Origin of the sequence: Aequorivita todarodis, assembly GCF_028561335.1 — a bacterium.
GTDB classification, from domain to species: Bacteria; Bacteroidota; Bacteroidia; order Flavobacteriales; family Flavobacteriaceae; genus Aequorivita; species Aequorivita todarodis.
The window spans coordinates 108375-125697 of record NZ_JAQQTG010000018.1; the positions used below are offsets into that span (position 1 = coordinate 108375).

Genomic DNA, 17323 nt, shown 5'->3' on the forward strand with positions numbered 1-17323 from the left:
CAGCGAAACCTGCTATCTTTTTTTATAAAGGGGTACCGAAGAGCAAGCCTCGCCATACATAATGCTTTTTGCTACAGGCTGCAGTTTCTGCGCCAAAAGCACATAAGCGTTCTGCGGAATGGGTTTGTGGGCACAGCCTTTTATGATTACGGGTTTGTCTGTGTATTCCGAAACATCCAGGTTTTGAAGCAATTCGGCAAAAAGTGTGCTTTCCAGTTCCTCCAAGCTTCCAACGGTTACTTTTTTTACAAAGGGAGCCAAATGCAGCGACAATAGCAAATACGCCCAACCTGGAACAATGGCATCGGTACTGCAGAAAAGTGCCACATATTTATCTTGGTACTGGCTCCAATCGTGCTGTTTTGCCTGCTCCCGAAAATCACTTTCGCGCAGCACGATGCCTTCCAGCAACCATTGCGAAATATCAAAAGCAACCCTTTCGCCTTTTGGATAAATATCCTCAAGGTTAAAGGTTACAAGCTTGCTGTTCGCTACACGGTTTATTATTTCTTCGGACAAAGGAAAAAAAAGTTATTGGGTTAATAAGTTACTTAATTGTCCCCTTTAGGGGATTTAGGGGCTAAAGCATTCCGAGCTCCAGTTTTGCCTCATCGCTCATGAGCTCTTGCGACCACGGTGGGTCGAAGGTTATTTCTACTTCGGCGTCCTTTACCATTTTCATGGATTTTACTTTTTCCTCCACTTCCATCGGCAGGCTTTCGGCTACGGGGCAGTTGGGCGTGGTAAGGGTCATCAATATTTTTACCTCGCGGTCTTCGTTTATAAAAACGTCATAAATAAGTCCGAGCTCGTAGATATCCACGGGTATTTCGGGGTCGTAGATGGTTTTTATGACTTCAATTATTTTTTCGCCAAGTTCGGCCATGTTTATATCTGTTTCCATTGTATTAATTTTTAAGTTGTGTTTGGTATGCCAAGGCATACATTTTCATCTGTTTTATCATAGATACCAACCCATTTGCGCGGGTAGGTGAAAGATGTTCCTTTAAGCCTATTTCGTCAATAAAGTCGGTGTTTGCATCCAGAATTGCCTGCGGTTTTTGGTTCGAAAAAACACGCACCAAAACCGCGATTATTCCCTTGGTAATGATGGCGTCGCTATCTGCGGTGAAAATTATTTTTCCATCCTTCATTTCTGAATGTAGCCACACCTTGCTCTGGCAGCCCTTTATCAGCTTGTCGTCGGTCTTTAAATTTTCGTCAATCAACGGAAGGGATTTGCCGAGTTCTATCATGTATTCGTAGCGCTGCATCCAGTCTTCAAACATGGAAAACTCATCGATCAATTCTTCCTGTATTGCTTCAATCGTCATAATTTGTTCAATTATTTTTCGTCTTTCTTCGCACTTAACAGTACACTGCGGTCTGTTTTTGAATACAGTGTAAGTGTATTGTTTTCCAATGCATAGGAACCGGTATTGTTTAGGGCGTCCAAAAAGTCCCGCTCGGTTTTCATAATGTTTTTGTCCATACACATCTTTTCGCTCACCGCGAGTTGGCCGAAGTTAATTGTATAGAGATCAATGGTATAGTTGCCAAACACCGAATTGCAGCCCGTTGTGCCACGGAAGGAATTGTCCAAAGCCGACAATGTAAAGGTAGGATTCGTGGTATTTACCAATTTCTTTCCGTTAAGTGCGGTTACCGTATAACTGCCCGTAAGCTGGACACTTCCGGCAACGTCGATTACTTTTTTGGTTTCGTCGCAACCCGTAACGATTACGGCAAACAGGATTAGTGATAATGTGGCGAGTGTTTTCATAATTTATTGTTTCAAGTTTCAGGTTACAAGTTTCAAGTTTTTGGGACTATACTTTGAGTTTTTGGAATTTGGTTTTTGAAATTTGGAATTTTATTCCAACATCATTTTCGCCTTTTTCACGGCGTTAACCAAGGCATCCACTTCTTCCAGCGTATTGTAAAATGCGAAGGAAGCGCGCACGGTTCCGGGTATTTTATAAAAATCCATAATGGGCTGGGCGCAATGGTGGCCGGTGCGCACGGCAATGCCCAATTTGTCGACAATCGTTCCAATATCGTACGGATGGATGCCCTCAATATTGAAAGAAACTACCGAGGTTTTATCAGGCCCCGTGCCGTAGATTTTTAAACCTTCAATTTCCAAAAGTTTCTCAGTGGCGTATTTCAAGAGTTCGGTTTCGTGGGCTTCGATCGCGTCGAAACCTATCCGGTTCAAATAATCTATTGCGGCTCCAAAAGCAATACCGCCGCAGATATTGGGGGTTCCCGCCTCAAATTTATGCGGCAGTCCGGCATAGGTGGTTTTTTCAAAAGTAACTTCGGCAATCATCTCGCCGCCGCCTTGGTAGGGTGCGAGTTTGTTGCCCCATTCCTCTTTCATATAAAGAATCCCCACGCCCGTGGGCCCGCACATTTTGTGAGCCGAGGTTACGTAGAAATCTACATCCAATTTTTGGAGATCGGGCTTTATATGCGAACAGGATTGGGCGCCGTCGATAAGTACGGACGCTCCAAATTCGTGCGCTTTTTCAATAATTTTTTCGATGGGGTTGATAGTGCCCAGGGCGTTTGAAATATGGTTTACGAAAACCAGTTTCGTTTTTTGGGAAAGCAATTTTTCATATTCCGAAAAAACCAAAACGCCTTCCTCGTTCATTGGAATCACTTTCAAAATGGCACCCGTTTTTTCGCAGAGCATTTGCCACGGCACGATATTGCTGTGGTGTTCCATTGCCGAAACGATAATTTCATCGCCTTTTTTTAGAATTTCAGAAAAACCATTTGCCACCAGATTTATTCCGTGGGTGGTACCCGCTGTAAAAATGATTTCGTAGGCTTCCTTCGCATTAAAATGGGTTTGTATTTTTTTGCGAGCCGCCTCATAGGCATCGGTAGCTTCCTGCGAAAGGGTGTGCACGCCGCGATGGATGTTTGCGTTGTAACGGCTGTAATAATCCACAATGGCATCAATTACCTGTTGCGGCTTTTGCGAAGTGGCCGCATTGTCCAAATACACCAGCGGATAGCCGTTTACCTTTCGGGAAAGGATGGGGAAATCGTTGCGGATTTTCTGGAGGTTGAAGGACATATCAAAAATTAAATTTGATGGTTACACCGTCTTTTTTCTTGCTGTAATAAATAATGTGCTGTTCAATAGTTTCGGAAAGGGAGGCCTTGACTTTATAAGTGTCCGGTTTAATGCTTACGGGAGTGTTTCCTATAAACCCATCGATTCCTCTTGACTCTTCTTTTGGGGTGGCCAATCTGTAATTTTGGCCTTTAATAAAAGCTATTTTATGTAAAATTGCCTCTTGGAATTTCAAGCCAGTAAATGTTTTCAAAATTACTAAATCGGTTACCCAGGCTTCGACCATTTTTTTGTCAATTTTTTGAATGGCGTCTTTTAATCGCTCAATCATCGGAAAAATTTTGTCAACAGCATTTTCAATAGCTTTCGGGTGTTTTTTAAGATACCATTCTTTCCATTCATTTAACGATTTTCCTTCAAACTCAACTATAAGGTCGGATAATTGGCCCACCACTTTTGGACGGGTGCCTTGGGCATTTTGATTGGCGAGGTTTATGATCTGGGTCGTATATTTGGGATAATCTGAAATTTCATCGGTTAAAATTTCTTGAATTTCGGCGTTTTTAAGTTTAATCTTTGTCATTGCGATTGTTCGGTATATGCAAGAAACTTTTCCTTGAATTTATAATCGAAAGAGGTGTCAATATCCACATAGCCTTTTTTTATAAGGTGTGCATTGATAAACGTTTTGTTCTTTAAATACAGATAGCAATATAAATTGTTATTCGCGTCGTGCTTTATTGCGTCAAATTTTAAATAGACCTGCTGGTTTTTGGTTTTTTCCTCTAAAAATTTAGCGGCTTTCCCATTAACTTTTTTATCTTCTTTTACCCCAATAAGCCTTACTGTTAAATCGTTGTTGAGTTTTACAATTTCCGGGCTCACAATTTCCTTTACGGAATAATACTGCTCCCTTTTTTTGGATGCGTTATCTATTTTTGAACCGAACTGTAGTTTTTTTGGATCTACTTTTTTGTCTAAATTATGGTAGTCTTTAAAAACATAGGGTAATTTTTCAATTTCTGTCTCAAAATCTTTATTGGTTCTATGGATGATATGCTCAAGACTGCAGTTATCATTTTTCTGTAATTTTTCTGTTGCAAAAGGAATGAAATCTTTGTTTATTTCAAATCCAACTGAATTTCTGCCGAGATTCTTTGCGGCAAGAGATGTTGTGCCACTTCCTAAAAAGGGGTCTAATATAGTTTCGTTTTTAAACGAGAACATTTTTATAAGTCTTTTAGGTAACTCTTCGGGAAACATCGCTATATGCCCGTCCTGTCTGGCACCACCAAAATTCCAATGGCCAGAAAAATACTCTTTCCACTCTTCTTTGGTCATTTTGGATTCTTCCTTTGTTTTTTTGTCTATTTTTTTTGGTGTCCCAAGTTTTTTGAAAAGCAAGATAAACTCATAATCTATTGATAAAATACCGTTCCGTGGGTTTGGGTAGCTTCCCATGAGTGAGGCTCCTCCCGTGGTGTTGGTGGTGGTCTGTTTTTGCCAAATTATGGCACCCATATAATCAAAGCCGATACTCTCACAAAATTTTATAATTTCCGTCCGAATGGGAATAACCTTATATCTGCCGTAATAAACCGCTCTTGCAAACTGATCGCCAATATTTATACAGAGTTTACAACCGTTTTCCAGGACTCGGTAACATTCCTTCCAAACTAAATTCAGATTATTTATATAATCTTCATAAGATTGATGATAACCAATCTGGTTCTGAATACCATAATCTTTAAGCTGCCAATACGGAGGGGAAGTAATGGCCAATTGCACAGCCCCGTCTTTTAAAAGACTCATGTCTCTACTATCTCCATTTATTATTTTATGTGTGGTATCCATTTGATAAAATTTACAGCTCAAACCCCAAACTAACCCCAATTTTATTGGCTATAAGCTTGTTGATCCGCATTTTAAGTTCGGGAATTTTTACGCTTTCCAAAACGGTGTTCGCGAAGGCGTACATTAACAAAGCGCGTGATTCTTTCAATCCAATGCCGCGGCTTCGCAGATAAAACAAGGCATCTTCGTCAAACTGGCCTATGGTGCAACCGTGCGAGCATTTTACGTCATCGGCAAAAATCTCCAATTGGGGCTTGGCGTTTATCGTGGCTTTGTCATCAATCAAAATATTGTTGTTTTGTTGAAAAGCGTCTGTTTTTTGGGCATCTTTTTCAACAACTATTTTTCCGTTGAAAACGCCCGTGGAAGATTCCGCAAATAGCCCTTTATAATCTTGGTGGCTTTCGCAGTTTGGCGCAATGTGGTGTACCAAAGTGTTGTGGTCCACATGCTGCTTGCCTTCTAAAATCGTAATACCTTTCAGCGTTGAATCGCAGTTTTCGCCTTTTTGGTAAAAGTTGAGGTTGTTGCGGACCAAATTGCCGCCAAAGGCAAACGTATGCACGCGGCAAACTGTATCGCGCTCTTGCGAAATATAGGTGTTATCAATCAAAGAAGCGGTTGCTTCGTCGTTCTGGATTTTATAATAATCTACAAAAGCGCGCTTTTCGGCAAAAATCTCTGTTACTGAATTGGTCAAAACCTCATTGCCGGAAAGGCTTTGGTGGCGTTCAATAATTTGAACGTGCGCATTTTCGCCCACCACAATTAAATTTCGTGGTTGCAGAAACATTGCAGCTTCATTTCCCGTGGAAAAATTGATGATTTCAATAGGCTTTTCAACTTCTTTGTGCGCAGGAATATTGATATAGGCCCCTTCTTTGGTAAAAGCGGTATTGAGCGAAGTCAGACTGTCGCTCTTCGCCACTTTGTTGAAATAGGCCTCAATCACAGGTTTGTATTTGCTTTTGTTCAACGCGGCGGACATCAAACAAACGTCCAGCGTGTCGTGCGTAGTTTCTGAAAGGAAGGAACTGTAAACGCCGTCCACAAAAACCAATTTGTAGGTATCTATTTCGTGCAGGAAATACTTGCGTACATTTTTAAGCTCTACGTTCCGTTCTTTATTTGAATAGACGGTGTAATCGGGTTTCAACAGTGAATTGAGGGAGGTATATTTCCAAGCCTCTTCTTTTTTTGTTGGGAATCCTTTTTCCTCAAAAATTTTAATGGCGTTGTTCCGCACATCGTGCAATGGCGAATCGAACTCCAAATAATCTTCGAGGGCGATGTATGATGATAATAATTTGTCTTTAAAACTCATTTCTTTTAATTCAAGATTCAAGGTTTAAAATTCAAGGTCCTTATTTTGAATCTTGAATTTTAAATTTTGAATAGTTTAAACCAGTTCTTCCTTAATCCAATCGTACCCCTTTTCCTCCAGCTCGTAAGCCAGTTCCTTGGTGCCGGATTTTACGATTCTTCCGTTCATGATTACGTGGACAAAATCTGGTATTATATAATCCAACAGACGCTGATAGTGTGTAATTACTATTACTGCATTGTCTTTGCTCTTCAATTTATTCACACCGTTTGCAACAACTTTCAAGGCATCAATGTCCAGCCCAGAATCGGTTTCGTCGAGGATGGCGAGCTTTGGCTCCAGCATTGCCATTTGGAAAATTTCGTTGCGTTTTTTTTCGCCTCCGGAGAAGCCCTCGTTCAATGAACGGGAAAGGAATTTGCGGTCAATTTCCAGCATATCTGCCTTTTCCTTAATCATTTTTAGCATTTCGGAAGCAGGCATATCGTCCATCTTTTTCGACTTATGGGTTTCGTTGATGGCCGTTTTTATGAAGTTGGTCACCGAAACCCCAGGAATTTCCACAGGATATTGGAACGAAAGAAAGATGCCCTTGTGCGCCCTTTCCTCGGGATCCAATTCTGAAATATCCTCATTTTCAAAAGTGATATACCCTCTGGTTACTTCATATTCCTCTTTGCCGGCAACCACCGAGGCCAAGGTGCTTTTTCCTGAGCCGTTGGGCCCCATTATTGCGTGGATTTCGCCCGCTTTTACTTCAAGGTTGATGCCTTGTAGTATGTCTTTTCCTCCCAATCCAGCGTATAAATCTTTAATTTTTAACATCTCAATTCTTCTTTTCTGTTTCGTTTAATTTAATATCTACTTCCGAAGGTTTATCTGCAACCCTCATAATTTCTTTGATGGTAATTATCTCTTCCCACTCGCTTTCTTTGTCAGTATTCTCGGAAACTACTCCTTTAACAATGACGCCAACCATATCATAATCGTTCTTTTTAATTGCCGCTACCTGTTTTGCGAGTCCTTCGGAAAGCATGTCGCGCTTGACCCCATAAATAAAGTTGGGCCCCATTAGCACCAATGCTCCGTCGGAACTTATAAAATCTCCTTTGTAAGTTTGGATTTTTTCTACATTTTCAACCGGTGTTTCTTCGGCTTCCTGGTTTTTCTCTTCCGAATTTTTACAGGAAAAAACGGTTGCTGAAAGCACTAACAGCAAAATAATTTTTTTCATAAGTAAAAGATAATTTAGTTTTTAAAATATTGAATTTTATAATAAATAGTTATCCAACCGAGCCTTCAAGGCTGATTTCCAATAATTTCTGTGCTTCCACCGCAAACTCCATTGGCAGCTTGTTCAACACTTCCTTGCTGAAACCGTTTACGATCAGTGCAATGGCCTTTTCAGTATCGATACCGCGTTGGTTGCAATAGAAAATTTGGTCCTCCCCAATTTTGCTGGTGGTGGCCTCGTGTTCTATTTGCGCGGTCTTGTTTTTTGCCTCAATGTAGGGGAAGGTATGCGCGCCACAGCTATTCCCCATTAACAGAGAATCACACTGCGAAAAATTACGCGCGTTGTCTGCGTTTGGCATAATTTTCACCAATCCGCGATAGCTGTTCTGGGATTTTCCAGCTGAAATACCTTTGGAAATGATTGTGCTTCGGGTGTTTTTGCCAATGTGTATCATTTTGGTTCCCGTATCTGCCTGCTGAAAATCGTTCGTCACGGCAATGGAGTAAAATTCCCCGATGGAATTGTCGCCTTTCAGCACACAGCTCGGATATTTCCAGGTTACGGCGCTACCAGTTTCAACCTGCGTCCACGAAATTTTGGCCCTGTTTTCACAAATACCTCTTTTGGTCACAAAATTGTAAACGCCTCCTTTTCCGGTTTTGTCTCCCGGGTACCAGTTTTGTACGGTTGAATATTTTATTTCGGCGTCGTCCAAAGCGATCAGTTCAACAACCGCGGCGTGCAGTTGGTTTTCGTCGCGGCTTGGCGCCGTGCAACCTTCCAGATAACTCACATAGCTTCCCTCGTCAGCTATCAATAGCGTTCTTTCAAATTGGCCGGTTCCGCCTTGGTTTATACGGAAATAGGTTGAAAGTTCCATGGGGCAGCGAACGCCTTTTGGGATGTAGCAGAACGAGCCATCACTGAAAACCGCGCTGTTCAGGGCTGCATAAAAATTGTCGCGTTGCGGTACAACCGTGCCTATATATTTTTTGACCAATTCGGGATGTTCCCTAATCGCTTCGGAAATGGAACAGAAAATAATTCCTTTTTCTGCCAAGGTTTTTTGGAAGGTAGTTGCCACGGAAACGGAGTCCATTACAATATCCACGGCAACCCCGGCCAGCTTTTTTTGCTCGTCCAGCGAAATGCCGAGCCGTTTGAAGGTATCCAAAAGTTCGGGATCCACTTCGTCAATACTGTTGTATTTCGGTTTTTTATTTGGTGCCGAATAATAGGAAATATTCTGAAAATCGGGCTTTTCATAATGCACATTTGCCCAATCGGGCTCCTCCATTTCCAACCAATACCGAAAAGCTTCCAAGCGCCATTGGGTCATCCATTCGGGCTCTTCTTTCTTTTTTGAAATAGCGCGCACTATATCTTCGTTCAATCCAACGGGAAAGGTGTCAGATTCTATATCGGTATAGAAACCATATTCGTATTCCTTGGTTTCCAGTTCTTTTTTTAAATCGTCTTCTGTGTATTTCATAATTCTTTATTCAAAATTCAAGGTTCAAAATTAAAAATTTCAGAACCTGAATATTTTATTTGAATTTACTTCCTTTTAAGTCTGTTTTTTGCAGATAGTTCATAAAACCAGCAATTTGCTTGCTTAATGAAATCAATGTTTGATAATGTGTATCAAACTTTTCTTGTGAAATATAATTTCTATCTAAAACTCGATACAATTGCGATCTTGTTTCGCCGCATGAAGCTTTAGCAATAGATAAAAATTGATTGAATTCCTTATTTCCATTTCTTTCGAAACCTTCAGCTATGTTATCCATAATTGAACCGGAAGAGCCATTAATTTGGTCATACAATCTATAATCCGTTTTTAAGTTTGAATTTTCTCTAATTTCAAAAATATTTTTACAAATTTTTCGGGCTACTTGCCACATTTCCAAATCTTCAAATTTTTCAATGGTTGCCATAATCTTGAATTTTAAACCTTGAATCTTGAATTTTTATAGTGAAAAAGATTCCCCGCAGCCGCAAGTCCTATTGGCATTGGGATTATTGAAAACAAACCCTTTTCCGTTAAGCCCACCGCTAAATTCCAGAGTTGTTCCCACGAGGTACAAAAAGCTTTTTTTGTCCACGGCGATTTTCACCTGCTCTTCTTCAAAAAGTTTATCGTTTTCGCCCAGATTATGGTCAAATTTCAGCTCGTAGCTCAAACCGGAGCATCCGCCGCTTTTTACGCCCACGCGCACATAATCTACGGCAATGTTAAAACCTTCTTCGGCCATCAATTGTGCTATCTTGGTTTTTGCACTTTCACTTACCTTAATCATATGTAGATTAATTCTAAATTAGAGGACAAATATACATCAAATAGAATTTTTAACCATACCGAAACGGCATTTTAAACCTATTGAACCATAGTTTTAAACAATAATTAACACTGCGGTTTTATTGGGAAAATTGAAGGATTTTAAAAGAAATGAAGTTTAATTGGGATCTTGAAAATCTGGGTTGTTTATAAAGGAAGGATCTGAAAGTGAAAGCAGGAAAGCCTTTAGGTCTGCTTTGTCCGGTTCAGACAAATGCACACCGCCTCTTGATACTGCTTTCATTAAAGGGTCAATAGTTCTGGAATAAACAAGGCCTTCGCTATAATGGTTTATGACGTCATCTAAAGTTGCAAAGCGCCCGTCGTGCATATAGGGTGCGGTGTAGGCAAGATTGCGTAGGGAGGGCGATTTGAATTTTCCGTCATCGTTTGGATCTCCGGTTACATTGCCCAATCCTTTGTCGGTAATTATGGCATCGAGTCCGTTGTTGTGAAAAATATTATCGGTCCACAATGGACTAAATTCGTTTCCATGGCAGTGGAAACAATCTCCGCGAGTTTCGTCCATAAAAATAGCGAAACCGTTGATTTCTTGGGGTGTCAAGGAATTTTCGCCCAACAAATAGCGGTCAAAAGGGGAATTGGCTGAAATAAGAGTGCGTTCAAATTGCGCGATTGCCTTTACGGTCAATTCTTTGGTGATATTGCTCGTTCCAAAAGCTTTGTTGAAAAGTTCGGGATACGCACTACTGCTCTGTAGGCTTGCCACGGCATTTTCCCAGGTATTGTGCATTTCTATGGGGTTTTCCACGGGGCCAAGCGCTTGGTCTTCAATACTTGTTGCACGGCCGTCCCAGAAAAATTTACTGTTAGTGTTCCAGGCCATATTGAAGAGCGGCATGGAGTTGCGATCGCCTTCAAAACCATCAATGCCTATACTGAATTGATTGTCGTCCGTAAAGGAATTGCTGGGTTTGTGGCAGGATGCACACGCTTGCGTTCCATCACCGGAGAGGATTGGGTCGTAAAATAATTTTCTTCCCAAAGCTATTCCTTCCACGGTTTGTGGATTGTCTGCAGGAATATTGGGCATTGGTAAAAATTGCTCAAAAATAGGAGGAACGGTCAACGGTTTTGGCGTGGGAATATATTCCTCATTTTGCTCGCCAGGTTCTATGGGGTCTGGGTCATTTGATGAACAGGCAACCATAAAGCCGATTGCCATAATCCCAATCCATATTCTGAATATTTTACTTGACCGTTCCTTCATTTTTTAAATGCTATTGCGTGATGGAGCCAATGCTGAACACGGTAGGTCCGTTTTCATTCATATGTTTTTGAGCTTCATAATTCATCATCAACCCCGAATTAAAGATGTTTAAGTCCCAAATATAGGGATTTTTATACCATTCGGCAATGTTCATTTTTATTTCAATGGTAGCATCATTGGTAATGGTGAAGTTTTGGTTAAAATTTAAGCTGATGAAGTTTTGCTCAAATACACCGTTACTATCTTTCGCGGTGCCGTTATGGTATGCATACACTTGTGGCGTCCCGTTTGCGTCGTTAAAGATTCCTTCCATTTGCATAAAATGATAGCCCCCGCCAAGCATTTCCGGCCAGTTCCAGTTGGCGTCGTTTAAATCGGGATAGGCACCGCTTCTGTTGTCTGCTTCATTGAAGCCATATATAAACGAAATTCCTGTATAATCTCCCGTTGTCGCCATCATTGCAGGTGTTAGGGTCAGGGAAGCTGGATTTTCCAAATCGATTAATTTATATTCTTCAAAATCAACAGTGGAACCGTCGGCTTTGTGAAGTGATATTCTGGAAATTAAATACCTAAGCTTTGAAATATTTAGAACATTTCCAAATTCATTTGTAAAGAAGGTAGTGTTGAAATCTGCAAAAGTTACGGATTGTCCGTCCCAGTTTTGGGTGAAATTAAATGTAACATTTTTAGTGTAAGTGCAGGATCCATCATCCGTATTGGCCAATGGATTAAAGTTTTCTGAGGCAGGATCGGTACATCCAAGAACTTCGGGCTGCGAATCATCATCATTGCCACAGGAAACGGCAAAAATTGCCATTACAAATAAAAGAACTACTTTTTTCATAGGTTAGTTAAGGGGGTTAAATGGATACGTTTATTTCAGTTTAATAATTAGAAGATCTTTAGACCCTTTATTTAGGGGAATATCTTGATCGTTGCTTTCACTGTTGCCAACAGCTATAATCTTGTTGTCTGAGGTTTCAATGGCTTCCGAGGCAAAATCCAGTCCCGATCCACCAACGCTTCTCTGAAATTTTAAGGCACCGTTTTGGTCAACGACAAATATCCAAGCATCGTTGAAACCATTATTGCTCAGCAAATCTCCATCATTACTGCGGCTGTGGCCAGAAAGGATGTAATCTCCGTTATTGCGCTGCACAATGCTGTGTGCGGTGTCAAACTGTGATCCTCCGAACGATTTTTGCCAGATTTTGTTTCCGTTGTCATCAAATTTTACCATCCATGCATCTGCGTTTCCGCGTGAATTTGTAACGTCTTGATCGCTGCTTCTGGAATCACCGACCATAATGTAATTTCCATCATTGCTTTTTATTGAAGCGTATGAGTTATCTATCTCTGCGCCGCCAAAGGATTTTGTCCAAACCAAATCTCCGGACGAAGTAAGTCTTACGGCCCAATAATCATAACTTCCTTTGGGATCCGTCTTGTCAAAATCGACACTTTCCGAGGTGCCGGTCATTAAAAAGCCGCCATCTGCTGTTTCAAGTGCGTCATAACTCCGGTCATTATTGGTGCCGCCAAAATAGCGCCTCCATTGTTTGGTTCCATTTGCGTCCAACTTAATGCCCCAAAACTCACCAACACCGTGAAGCACCCCTCTTTGAAGATCGTTTCCAGATCCACTTTGAATGTCGTTTCCTGCGCCACCACTGGCGGACACGTCAAAAAATCCGGTAATGAAATATCCGCCGTCAGCGGTTTGGAATGCCTTGAATGCCTGGTCGCTACCTGCAAAACCGAAGTTTTTGTCCCATTGTTGGTTGCCGGAAGCATCAACTTTTAAAATCCAGTAGTCCTGAAACCCTTCGTTGCCCGATACATCCCCATCGTTACTTGTGGTATATCCCGACAGTAAATAGCCGCCATCATTTGTTTTGGTAATTCGGGCTGCGCTTTCATCATTACTTCCTCCGTAGGTTTTGCTCCAGATTATTTCGCCTGTTTTGGCAATTTTAAGCAACCAGTAATCGCTGTCGTTTCCACTTCTGCCTGTAAGATCGCCATCAGTGCTTCGGGTGGTTCCAAGAACGACGTAATTTCCATCTGTGGCTTCCACTACCGAAATCGCTTCATCTATTCCGCTTCCGCCGTAGGTCTTTACCAGTTCTACAGTGCCGAGAATTTCTTCCTCTTCTTCTGGAGTAGGGCTGTCATCTTTTCCGCAGGAAAAAACAACGAACGAAAGTGAAAGCAGGATTGAGAGTGCTTTTAATTTAGGGGTTTTAATAAGTAGCATAAGGGGATAGGTAAGTAGGTTCTTTTTAGTTGATCAATAATCGTTTTGTTGTGGTTGAATTGATTTTTACCACATACATTCCTGACTGAAGTTTTGAAATGTCGATATTTTCTGAAAGACTATTTGCAAAATTCAAATCCATAACTTTTTGTCCAAGAACATTAAATATTTCAACCTTAGCAAAAGGCTCTGTTTTTGAAGTGATAGTAATTAAATCCTTAGCAGGGTTGGGAGCGATTGCAAAACTTGAAATGGAAGAATCGTTCACACCCAAAAGAGGATCTCTAACAATGAACAAACCTCGGTCAATATCGCTGATCACAATATTCCCGCTTGCAAAAAATGGATAGACACTCCACGCGCCATCAAAGTTTGCCGAATTGCTTCCAGGGTAGGTGTCAAAATATTTGGTTTCAGCCATATTTTGGTTTTCAATATCACTGATGTCGAGTATTCTTAAACCCGCGCGATAGCTGGAAAGATAGAAATCGTCCCCCACCACGTAACCGTTATGGTCTATGGCCGCTACTTCGGCTTCGTATTCAAAATGTACTACGGGATTATCTAGATCCTTTACGTCAAAAATGATGGTTCTCGTATTAAATCCGAAACTGGATTCATCCAATTCATCACCAATAATAAAGTAATTTTTGTCATCGGTTAGCCAACCTTGGTGTGTATAATCCACACTGCCATAAAAACCATTTGAAATACCAATTGGATTGTTTTTGTCGGTCACATCTACAATGGAAACTCTATCCTCGTTGCTTCCGAAAAATATTTCACGTCCGGTATAATCGGTATCTGGGCCGTCATAAATAACTACTTGTGCATCGTGGCAATAGTTATCTCCACTAAAACCACCTGCAGCCACAGGATTCAGCGGGTTTTGGATGTTCACAAAATGAGGGCCTCCGCCATAAGTGCTGGTTCCCACTGCATAGGCAAAACCGGTTTCTTCATTGATAACAATATTGTGGCAGTGCCCAAAACCGTTATAGTGTGCATCTTCAGTAAAAATTTCGGGAGCGTTGCTTACGGAACGCAAACGGGTAAGGTCAAAAACCTGCATCCCATGTCCGCTGGCTTCACTGACTATAAACGCGTAATTATTATAAACCTTTATATCTCTCCAAGTACTGGAATCGGTATGTGTTGGAAGTTTTCCTAAATATACGGGATTTACAGGATCCGAAATATCAACAAAAGCAGTGCCATTGCCCAAGCCCATTATTGCATATTCTGTTCCATCCTGCGGGTCGGTCCATCCCCAAGAGTCATTGCCCCTATCGGTGCCAAAAGTGCTTAGAGTGATGCGCGACATAAGGTCGAGACCGTTGCAGGGATATTGCCCCGCCATTCCGTTTACACAGGGTGTTTGTGCGAAAGCGAACGAACTAATAAGTAAGGTAATGATTGGTAAAATTTTTTTCATAGTAAGGGAGTTATGTTAAAAAGAAGCCAAATGTAACTATTTTGCAGCTTACTACACAAACGTAAAAGGTTAAATATTAGTATCCTTCATGGGTGTTCGCGGGTATTATTTTTTAAAAAACATACGTTTCTGTATGTGGTAATGAAGATGTATTTTTGCCGATTAAAGCACCATTCATATATATTATGTTCGAAAACAAAGACGATTCCAGCACAAGTATTGGAAGTTTGGGCGAGTTTGGACTCATTGACCATCTCACCAAAAATTTCACAATTAAACAGAAATCAACCGTGAAGGGCATTGGCGACGATGCCGCGGTTATTTCCTGCGATTCAAAAAAAGAAATTGTTGTTTCTACGGATTTTCTTTTGGAAGGCGTGCATTTCGATTTGAGTTACGTTCCTTTAAAACATTTGGGCTATAAGGCCGTGGTTGTAAATCTGTCTGATATTTACGCCATGAACGCAACGCCTACACAAATTACGGTAAGTATTGCGGTTTCAAATAGATTTCCCGTGGAAGCTTTGGAAGAACTTTACGCAGGAATTATGGCAGCCGCAAAAATCTATAATATTGACGTTGTGGGCGGCGATACCACTTCTTCCACAACAGGCTTGATGATAAGCGTTACCGCGCTCGGAACGGTAAATAAAGGCGAAGCAGTATATAGAAGCGGCGCCAAAGAAAATGACTTGTTGGTGGTAACGGGCGACCTTGGGGCGGCATATATGGGTCTGCAGGTTTTGGAGCGCGAAAAGGAAGTTTTTAAGGTAAACCCAAATTCACAGCCAGATTTGGAGCCGTATTCCTATTTGGTGGAAAGGCAATTGAAACCCGAAGCGCGCAAGGATATTTCAGGGTTACTGAAGGAGTTGGAGGTGAAACCTACTTCAATGATTGACATCAGTGATGGGTTATCTTCAGAAATTATCCACATCTGTAAGAATTCAAAAGTTGGGTGCAATTTATTTGAAGATAAAATTCCGCTGGATCCGCAGGTTATTTCAACTTGTGAGGAATTCAATCTCGATAGTACCACGATCGCTTTAAGCGGGGGTGAAGATTATGAATTGCTATTCACCATTAAAACCGAGGATTACCCAAAAATTAAGGCGAATCCACATCTAACGGTCATTGGCCATATAACAGATGAAAAGGAAGGAATTCATTTAATAAGCCGCGTGGGAACAAAAATACCTTTGACGGCAAGAGGCTGGAATGCGCTGAAAAACAACGGATAGGTTTTAAGGATGGGCACTAAAGGCCTTGTTCCATGTATAGTACGGAAATGTATTCATGAAGAAAACCGTAGATTTCTATTGGAGCGAAACTTTCTTCTTTTTTATGAAAAAAGAAGACAAGCACTCGTTTACTTCGCGTTGTTTGCGGGTAAGCACTTCAAATTTACCGGAATAACTGTTTGAAACCTCTTTGCCACAACAAGCACATTTGTATTCGCTAATGTGGTCGGTAATTTTGCGGGTAATGATGTAATCGTGGCCAAATGCGGTGCATATTAGGCTCAAGATCGGAGGTCGGCTTTGGGGCGTAACTTTATCCATCTATGTCAATTTAATTGGGGTTGATACTTCAATATTAACAAATTTTTAGATAAAGCGCAAACTTTATCCGATAAAAAGTAAATATTTCGCAACAGAATTCCAATTTTCTATTAAACTCATATGGCCTCCTTCAATAATTTTTACGGAAACGCCACATCGTTCGGCAACCTTTTTGGTTTCCGGAAGTGGTAAAATGGGATCTTCTTCCGCTAAAATCATACATTTCCCTTTGGTGAAATTCTTCAGCACTTCGGTTCGGTCCTTTCGGTCGCGCATGCCCCTTATTGCGGCTTTTATGCCTTTTATGGGAAAAGCATAGGCTTCCATTTTTAAAGCCTCAATTTCTGTGGCAAATTTTTCTCGTGAAGATTCCGCGAAGAGATTTCCAATGGCCATGCTAATATAAGCCTGCGGATTTTGGTCGATAACCTTCAGTGCGCGGTCGCGATTTTGTCTTCTTTCCTCAGAATCCGCTACGGGCGTTGAATTGAGCAGGACCAATTTTTCAACTTTATGGGGAAACATTTCGGCATAGGCCAAAACAACGTAGCCGCCCATAGAATGGCCGATGAAAGTTGCTGATGGAATTTGTAAATGTTGAAGTAGCGCCTCCACAATCTCGGCCATTAATTCCATGGAGTGTGTTTCAGAAATAATTCCGCTTTTACCGTGGCCGGGAAAATCCATTGTAATTAAAGTATTCCTTTTTGAAAACTCCGGAATCAGGGGATTCCACATAGTGGAGCTTTCCAAAAAACCGTGGAGCAGTACAATTGCCGGCCCTTTTCCAAAGGTTTCAAAATGAATTGGACTATTTTTGAATTGAAAAGTCATATTTTGCAAAAGGCCCCAAAGGTCTTTAAGACCTCTTATGTTTGGTCATTAAATGATTTGTCCAAAAATACGATTATTTTAGGCTTTTAAATTAAAGGAATAAGATCAGGTTAAGGTTGCCATTTAAACCTAGACAACAACAATACTATGTATGTCC

General features: G+C 41.0%; 20 protein-coding genes. 1 reads left to right on the forward strand and 19 read right to left on the reverse strand.

Annotated features, from left to right (window positions below; all coding sequences use genetic code 11):
- Positions 1–12: 12 nt before the first annotated feature.
- From POV26_RS08030 to POV26_RS08110, 17 genes are all read right to left on the reverse strand, one after another.
- Complete coding sequence (locus tag POV26_RS08030) at positions 13–519, reverse strand: DUF2480 family protein (RefSeq protein ID WP_272855956.1); 507 nt, start codon at positions 517–519, stop codon at positions 13–15.
- A 61-nt stretch (positions 520–580) separates the two neighbouring features.
- Positions 581–904 (reverse strand): SUF system Fe-S cluster assembly protein, encoded by a 324-nt coding sequence (locus POV26_RS08035; RefSeq protein ID WP_272855957.1) that lies wholly within the window; start codon positions 902–904, stop codon positions 581–583.
- A gap of 4 nt (positions 905–908) precedes the next feature.
- Entirely contained in the window at positions 909–1334 is a 426-nt protein-coding gene (locus tag POV26_RS08040) for a SufE family protein (RefSeq protein ID WP_272855958.1), read from the reverse strand.
- Positions 1335–1345: 11 nt separating this feature from the next.
- The gene (locus POV26_RS08045) at positions 1346–1783 is read right to left on the reverse strand and encodes an META domain-containing protein (protein WP_272855959.1); all 438 of its coding nucleotides are present in this window, start codon (positions 1781–1783) and stop codon (positions 1346–1348) included.
- Between the two features lie 90 nt (positions 1784–1873).
- On the reverse strand, positions 1874–3091 hold the full coding sequence (locus tag POV26_RS08050) for an aminotransferase class V-fold PLP-dependent enzyme (protein WP_272855960.1): 1218 nt from the start codon (positions 3089–3091) through the stop codon (positions 1874–1876).
- A gap of 1 nt (position 3092) precedes the next feature.
- Complete coding sequence (locus POV26_RS08055; RefSeq protein ID WP_272855961.1) at positions 3093–3674, reverse strand: MjaI family restriction endonuclease; 582 nt, start codon at positions 3672–3674, stop codon at positions 3093–3095.
- The gene (locus POV26_RS08060; protein ID WP_272855962.1) at positions 3671–4945 is read right to left on the reverse strand and encodes a DNA methyltransferase; all 1275 of its coding nucleotides are present in this window, start codon (positions 4943–4945) and stop codon (positions 3671–3673) included. Before POV26_RS08060 ends, POV26_RS08055 begins: the two co-directional genes overlap by 4 nt.
- 10 nt (positions 4946–4955) lie before the next feature.
- Positions 4956–6269, reverse strand: a complete 1314-nt coding sequence (sufD, locus tag POV26_RS08065) for a Fe-S cluster assembly protein SufD (protein WP_272855963.1) — start codon at positions 6267–6269, stop codon at positions 4956–4958.
- A 75-nt stretch (positions 6270–6344) separates the two neighbouring features.
- Positions 6345–7094 (reverse strand): Fe-S cluster assembly ATPase SufC, encoded by a 750-nt coding sequence (gene sufC / locus POV26_RS08070; RefSeq protein ID WP_272855964.1) that lies wholly within the window; start codon positions 7092–7094, stop codon positions 6345–6347.
- 1 nt (position 7095) lies between these two features.
- Positions 7096–7503, reverse strand: a complete 408-nt coding sequence (locus POV26_RS08075; RefSeq protein WP_272855965.1) for a hypothetical protein — start codon at positions 7501–7503, stop codon at positions 7096–7098.
- 49 nt (positions 7504–7552) lie between these two features.
- Positions 7553–8998 (reverse strand): Fe-S cluster assembly protein SufB, encoded by a 1446-nt coding sequence (gene sufB, locus POV26_RS08080; RefSeq protein ID WP_272855966.1) that lies wholly within the window; start codon positions 8996–8998, stop codon positions 7553–7555.
- Between the two features lie 55 nt (positions 8999–9053).
- On the reverse strand, positions 9054–9443 hold the full coding sequence (locus POV26_RS08085; RefSeq protein ID WP_272855967.1) for a four helix bundle protein: 390 nt from the start codon (positions 9441–9443) through the stop codon (positions 9054–9056).
- A gap of 33 nt (positions 9444–9476) precedes the next feature.
- Entirely contained in the window at positions 9477–9806 is a 330-nt protein-coding gene (locus POV26_RS08090) for a HesB/IscA family protein (RefSeq protein WP_272855968.1), read from the reverse strand.
- Positions 9807–9962: 156 nt separating this feature from the next.
- Entirely contained in the window at positions 9963–11075 is a 1113-nt protein-coding gene (locus tag POV26_RS08095) for a cytochrome-c peroxidase (protein ID WP_272855969.1), read from the reverse strand.
- Between the two features lie 10 nt (positions 11076–11085).
- A complete protein-coding gene (locus tag POV26_RS08100) occupies positions 11086–11922 on the reverse strand; it encodes an MbnP family protein (protein ID WP_272855970.1) in 837 nt (278 codons plus the stop codon).
- A gap of 30 nt (positions 11923–11952) precedes the next feature.
- Complete coding sequence (locus tag POV26_RS08105; RefSeq protein WP_272855971.1) at positions 11953–13335, reverse strand: hypothetical protein; 1383 nt, start codon at positions 13333–13335, stop codon at positions 11953–11955.
- A gap of 25 nt (positions 13336–13360) precedes the next feature.
- Positions 13361–14770 (reverse strand): choice-of-anchor B family protein, encoded by a 1410-nt coding sequence (locus POV26_RS08110; protein WP_272855972.1) that lies wholly within the window; start codon positions 14768–14770, stop codon positions 13361–13363.
- A 185-nt stretch (positions 14771–14955) separates the two neighbouring features.
- On the opposite strand from POV26_RS08110, the gene thiL reads away from it, so the two are divergent.
- Positions 14956–16011 (forward strand): thiamine-phosphate kinase, encoded by a 1056-nt coding sequence (gene thiL / locus POV26_RS08115; RefSeq protein WP_272855973.1) that lies wholly within the window; start codon positions 14956–14958, stop codon positions 16009–16011.
- A 75-nt stretch (positions 16012–16086) separates the two neighbouring features.
- Here thiL and POV26_RS08120 read toward each other — a convergent pair whose 3' ends face one another.
- Together POV26_RS08120 and POV26_RS08125 are read right to left on the reverse strand one after the other, a co-directional pair.
- Entirely contained in the window at positions 16087–16332 is a 246-nt protein-coding gene (locus tag POV26_RS08120) for a hypothetical protein (RefSeq protein ID WP_272855974.1), read from the reverse strand.
- A gap of 63 nt (positions 16333–16395) precedes the next feature.
- Entirely contained in the window at positions 16396–17166 is a 771-nt protein-coding gene (locus POV26_RS08125) for an alpha/beta fold hydrolase (RefSeq protein ID WP_272855975.1), read from the reverse strand.
- Positions 17167–17323: the final 157 nt, after the last annotated feature.